Source organism: Marinobacter lacisalsi, from assembly GCF_042651045.1.
Taxonomy (GTDB): domain Bacteria; phylum Pseudomonadota; class Gammaproteobacteria; order Pseudomonadales; family Oleiphilaceae; genus Marinobacter; species Marinobacter lacisalsi.
This window is the reverse complement of record NZ_JBHSDI010000045.1, coordinates 1-4,672: the sequence shown is the minus strand read 5'-3', so window position 1 is coordinate 4,672 and position 4,672 is coordinate 1. Positions and strand designations below refer to the sequence as shown.

Genomic DNA, 4,672 nt, shown 5'->3' with positions numbered 1-4,672 from the left:
GGTCGAGGTCAGTTGATGGTTCATGGTCAGCCTCCTTCAGTCAGAGGCTGGGAGTCTGGCGAATTCCGGTCAGACCGTTAAGATGGGGTTGGTGGAGCGCTTACAAATAGAGATCGATGGCGGGAAAGTCGTAGGGTGTGGAGTTCCAGAGATCGAAGACCTCAATAAAACTGTCAATCGTTATCAGGTCCGGCCTGACCACTTCCTGGTATGGGTTCACGCGGACATCGACGCCGCCGGGGATGCCCAGTGAAGGCTGGGCAAAGATGTCGTCGAGGGCAACTTCGTCCAGCGTGATATAACCAGCGTTTGCAATTCCGGAGCACAGTATCAGGCCTGCTGCGGCCCATTGCAGTAGCTTTTTCATAGCGAATACTCCGCATTGTTGAATTGGAACATCGCCAAACTGTACGCAAAGTAAATGCCGGTCAGGGGTTAGACGCTTTCCCTCTGTAACTTATGGTGGCTTCGGGAAGAGGCTGCGTCGCAATCCGTAAAAAATATCAACGGCACTATGCGTCGTGCGAGGATGGGGACTCAGTGCCTGGGAGGCAACCACTCATAATTCGCTGAAATCCGAAAATCAGGATTTTCCGACGACTCGATCCTGATCGAGTGACCCTCGTAATCATCCTCAACAATCACCTCATCACCCGGCGGCAAAATGCCCCCATGGCTGGCCACATGCTGTTTGAAGGACTCAAGAGCCGGGGATACGGGCACAAAGGCACAAGACAGGCATAGGCAAAAAAAGCAGCTTCTGAGTGTAGTCCCGACTGATGGCTAGGGCCGGTAGATCGGCCCGAAATGTCTCGAGTTCTGTTTTGGCGACACGTTTTGCTAAAAATCAGCCCTTTTGGCCGATTTTGGGCCAGATTCGGCTGCTGGCGGTCGCCAGTATAGGGAAGATAAGCGGAGAAGGTGTTACGTCAGGCCGCTGATCGTCGTCGTTCCAGGTGTGCCCGCCGGTTGTTGTGATACCGATCCTCGAATTCGGTCGCTTCGGCGAGCCATTCTTCAGTACTCAGTTCCAGTCTTTTCAGGATGGGCGGCTGGTGTTCCAGTATATGGCCACGCTTGTTCGGATGGATGATCCGCCCGGTGAAATCCACCAGTTCCAGGTAGTCATTCAACGAGAATAGGATGCCCATTTGCGGCTCGTTCCTGACCGCTTCCTCGAAAGTCAGTAGGGGCTTCAGGGGGATTGGGAACTGCTTCAGAAATAGCTGCTCGCTCTGTGACTGGATGGCCTCTGCCAGATCGAATCGGGGCGCCAAACGTTCTTTGATGCTGGTGTAGTCGGACGTCTCCGGCGTTTCCGTCATGGCGGCTCTGACCGGATTCAGGTCGACATAGGCCATGCAACTCAGTACCGCCTGTTCCGTGAGTAATGCCTGGGATTTGAAGCGGGACTCCCAGAAGTGTCCTGTGCAGTCATCTTCCCGATTTGCCTCCCTGGCAATCGATTCGTTCAGGCACTTCATGAACCAGCTCAGGTCCGTCAGCCGCTGCCGGTACACATCGATGATCTGCTTAACGGACCGCCGTTCTGCTTCGTGCAGCTCTTCACCAGCTTGATAGCGTTGCACCAGTAGCGGACCCTTGAACAAGCTGGTCCAGCGTGCGAGAACTTCGTCATCGTTCCAATTGCCTGCTTGTTCCGGGGCGAGCTTGACCACCAAATGGTAATGGTTGGACATCACCGCGTAGGCGCAAAGGTCGATGGTGAAGATGGACGATAGCAGCCGTATACGTTGTTCGATCCAATGACGGCGGTGTTCATAGCTCTGGCCAGTCTGGTCGTCGAATCCACATAGAAAGGTCCGGCGAACACAGCGGGAAACGACGTGGTAGTAGGGCGTATCAGCGAGTGATATCTGCTGTTCTCTGGGGCGCGGCATGCCAGTCCTTTAGCAAGTTGCGAATATAGCTGTATAGAATCACGGTCAACCATGCCCCGCAAGCGTCGATGTTAGCTGCAGGTTAAGCGATTGATGATTCAATATCTGCCTTGGACCGCGTAGCGGGAGGCTTCCCGGTGCTTGCCTGGACTTCCGCATCATATCGCTCCGTGCGGCAACAGCCATCAGGCCGTGTTCGTTGAAGCCCGAGATTACGGCTAAGGCGCAGATGGCAGAGTCGCCTGAGATTTAACCGTGGTCCAGCTATTCCGCACGGGTAGGGCTTGTAATCAACGACTGGTTCGATGAGTCGCCGAGCTGGTCGGTCCGGGGCAACCCCGGGCGGACCGCATTCAAAACCATAAGTGCTTACAAGGTGGTGGCGCTGCGCCGTGGAGTTTGCTAATTTCCAACCTGACAGGATTGTCGTATCAAAGATTGAAACCACGCTATCAAGGATGAACTATGACCTCAGCGATTTACTACCCAAGATCTGCCACTTCTCCTCAGGTGATCGCCGAAAATACTTGCCCGTCGGATATGACTTCCGAGGAGTTTGCCCGTGAGTTTATGGGAGCTAACTGGAAGGACTCCCAGCCGTCTGTCTGCCAACCGAATCGGGCAGTAGCTATTCCTTCAGGCAGGCCGAACGAGAGCGTTGATATTAGCCCTATCCTGTCCTGCTCAATGGAAGAGCAGCGAACGCTTGCCCACCTCAGCCAGTATGCTGGTGGTGCTGCGGTAATGGGAATGGCGGACTTTCTTTTCGAGACCAAGATTCCCAGTATCGTTGGAGATCTGAACACATTTGGCGGAAATGGCATGGGCGCGGCGCTTGCACAGTCTGACACCGTTCTTAAGGCGATTGATAAGTACGATGTGGCTAACAAGAGATATGAGGATCTGAAAAATCACCGGGCTGCTCCTAGGATGGTGGATGGGGCAAAGCGGCGGGCAGAAGCCGCCTTCAAGGAGATGAATCAGGTGCTGTTCAGTCGATCCAAGAATTATCTGAACAACAACACTTTCAGGATGCGTCAGACCACAAATGCCACTGGCCGAACCGTATGGGAGTCTATACCCGTCCGTGACGCCGCTGATGTGCAGAAACTCACCAAGTTCGCCAAGATTGGTCGGGTCGCGGGCCCTGGGTTCATCATGGTCGACGGCTATCTGAGGACGAATGGGGTCTACCAGAGTTGGAAGAATGGCGAAAACTGGGAGCGTAAAGCGGTGGTGGAAGGCGGGTCGTTCCTTGTGGGAATTGGCGCTGGTGTTTTGATCGGCGCGGTGATCGCAGTTACGCCAGTGGGGCTTGCCGTTGGTATCGTTGCGGGCGGTGCCGCAGCCGTTGGCGCTGATTACGCCTTCAAGGACATAATTGGTTGGCTCTATGATCTGGTGGATTGATGACTGACTCCTCGTTGACGACGCTGTTTGCATTACTTGGCGCTGTCGGTGCGTCCCTTATGGTATTGGGGCTATTGATACTTAGATTAACCCTGACACGCCGATTAAAGGCCAGCCTCTCAGTGAATGGCCAGTATTGGGATAGCGGTGCTCTGGACTTCGGGTTGGCCAACACCGCTCTATTTGCTTGGGCCTGCGCGATACCGGGTATCCAGAGGTTGGAACGCTTCCAGAGGGTATACCCCGAACTGAACATCAGGGCCTTTGCTAACAGCTTTGAAAGGGTAACCGCATACGGAACCATTGGTGGTTTGACGCTGTTTTTTGTGTGCATTCCATTTTTCTATATTTTTAAGCCGTAGTTGTCAGTAACAAAAATGCGGGAGGTCCAGGTTAGGGCCCTCGTGCCAGTTGGGTTGGCGATCGGTATCGTCGCTGCAGGGGCTGTCGCTGTTCGTGCGGACTATGGGCTGAAGAAGTTGCTTGGTGAAATTTACGACTGGTTTGTGGAATGAGTCGCATGCCTCTGGATGTTTTTGTCGCAATGATTGCTGTTGGTGGACTCGTTTTAGCTATCGTATGTTTGGTAGTTTTGAGATTCACGCTTACCCGCCGCCTGAAAAAGCATCTGGAGGCATCTGATGCATACTGGCAAAGCGGTACGCTCGATTTCGGTTTTCTTAACACCTATATATTTGCATACGCATGCACGCTTCCTTTCATTTCCAGGTCCAGAAATTATCAGGCAATCTATAATGACTTGGACGTAAAAGCTTTTGCGACTCCATTTGAGATGGCTGCTGCTTATGCAATGCTATTGGGTTTTCTGGTCTTCTTTATTGGGGCCCCGGTTTTCCTACTGATTAGCTGACATCAGAATCAATCAGGAGCTCAGTAGAAGTTTGACCTTGGAAAAAAACGGGATGGATCTATTTTCGACGTCCTCGTTGGTGTCTGGAATCATTGAACCACTACACATGAAAGAAAAAGATGAAAGAGTGCCCTTTATTTTTGCTCTGGTGCTGTCCGTTGTAGTACTCAGTGGTTGTAACCCAGAGAGCCAGTTAGAAGCAGATGCCAATGCACTCTGCAATGCCTTCGATCCCGAGTACTTGAAGAGTGAGTATGAGGGCATGTGGCTGTCGGATGTAGAGATGGCAGTCTACGATAGCCTGGAGGAGGCTATAGAAACGGATGAGATCAGATCTGTAATAGCCGGCAGGTCGGACATCGACAATTACTCCCAGGTCTACCCCTTGACCCGTCCTAAAATACGTTGACGGTTTTTGTTGAAGCCAGCGCCTTATGGGGGCTGGCTTTTTCATGTACCTCTTGGGGCGTTTTCATGCCCAGGCTGAGGT

At 52.7% G+C, this 4,672-nt stretch carries 6 protein-coding genes; 4 read left to right on the top strand and 2 right to left on the bottom strand.

Annotation, left to right across the window (positions count from 1 at the left end; genetic code table 11):
* Window positions 1-100 precede the first annotated feature (100 nt).
* Together ACFOZ5_RS13630 and ACFOZ5_RS13625 are read right to left on the bottom strand one after the other, a co-directional pair.
* Window positions 101-367 (bottom strand): hypothetical protein, encoded by a 267-nt coding sequence (locus tag ACFOZ5_RS13630; protein WP_379888208.1) that lies wholly within the window; start codon window positions 365-367, stop codon window positions 101-103.
* Between the two features lie 562 nt (window positions 368-929).
* Window positions 930-1,901, bottom strand: a complete 972-nt coding sequence (locus tag ACFOZ5_RS13625; RefSeq protein WP_379888206.1) for a transposase — start codon at window positions 1,899-1,901, stop codon at window positions 930-932.
* Between the two features lie 465 nt (window positions 1,902-2,366).
* Here ACFOZ5_RS13625 and ACFOZ5_RS13620 point away from each other — a divergent pair, with 465 nt between their 5' ends.
* The 4 genes from ACFOZ5_RS13620 to ACFOZ5_RS13605 all read left to right on the top strand — a co-directional run bounded on the left by ACFOZ5_RS13620 (window position 2,367) and on the right by ACFOZ5_RS13605 (window position 4,591).
* Window positions 2,367-3,311: a hypothetical protein gene (locus ACFOZ5_RS13620; protein WP_379888205.1), complete on the top strand. Its 945-nt coding sequence runs from the start codon at window positions 2,367-2,369 to the stop codon at window positions 3,309-3,311.
* Window positions 3,311-3,673, top strand: coding sequence for a hypothetical protein (locus ACFOZ5_RS13615; RefSeq protein ID WP_379888202.1), 363 nt, complete (start codon window positions 3,311-3,313; stop codon window positions 3,671-3,673). The genes ACFOZ5_RS13620 and ACFOZ5_RS13615 overlap by 1 nt, the downstream gene beginning before the upstream one ends.
* A 158-nt stretch (window positions 3,674-3,831) precedes the next feature.
* The gene (locus tag ACFOZ5_RS13610; protein ID WP_379888200.1) at window positions 3,832-4,182 is read left to right on the top strand and encodes a hypothetical protein; all 351 of its coding nucleotides are present in this window, start codon (window positions 3,832-3,834) and stop codon (window positions 4,180-4,182) included.
* A gap of 31 nt (window positions 4,183-4,213) precedes the next feature.
* Entirely contained in the window at window positions 4,214-4,591 is a 378-nt protein-coding gene (locus tag ACFOZ5_RS13605) for a hypothetical protein (RefSeq protein ID WP_379888198.1), read from the top strand.
* The last annotated feature ends 81 nt before the right edge of the window (window positions 4,592-4,672 follow it).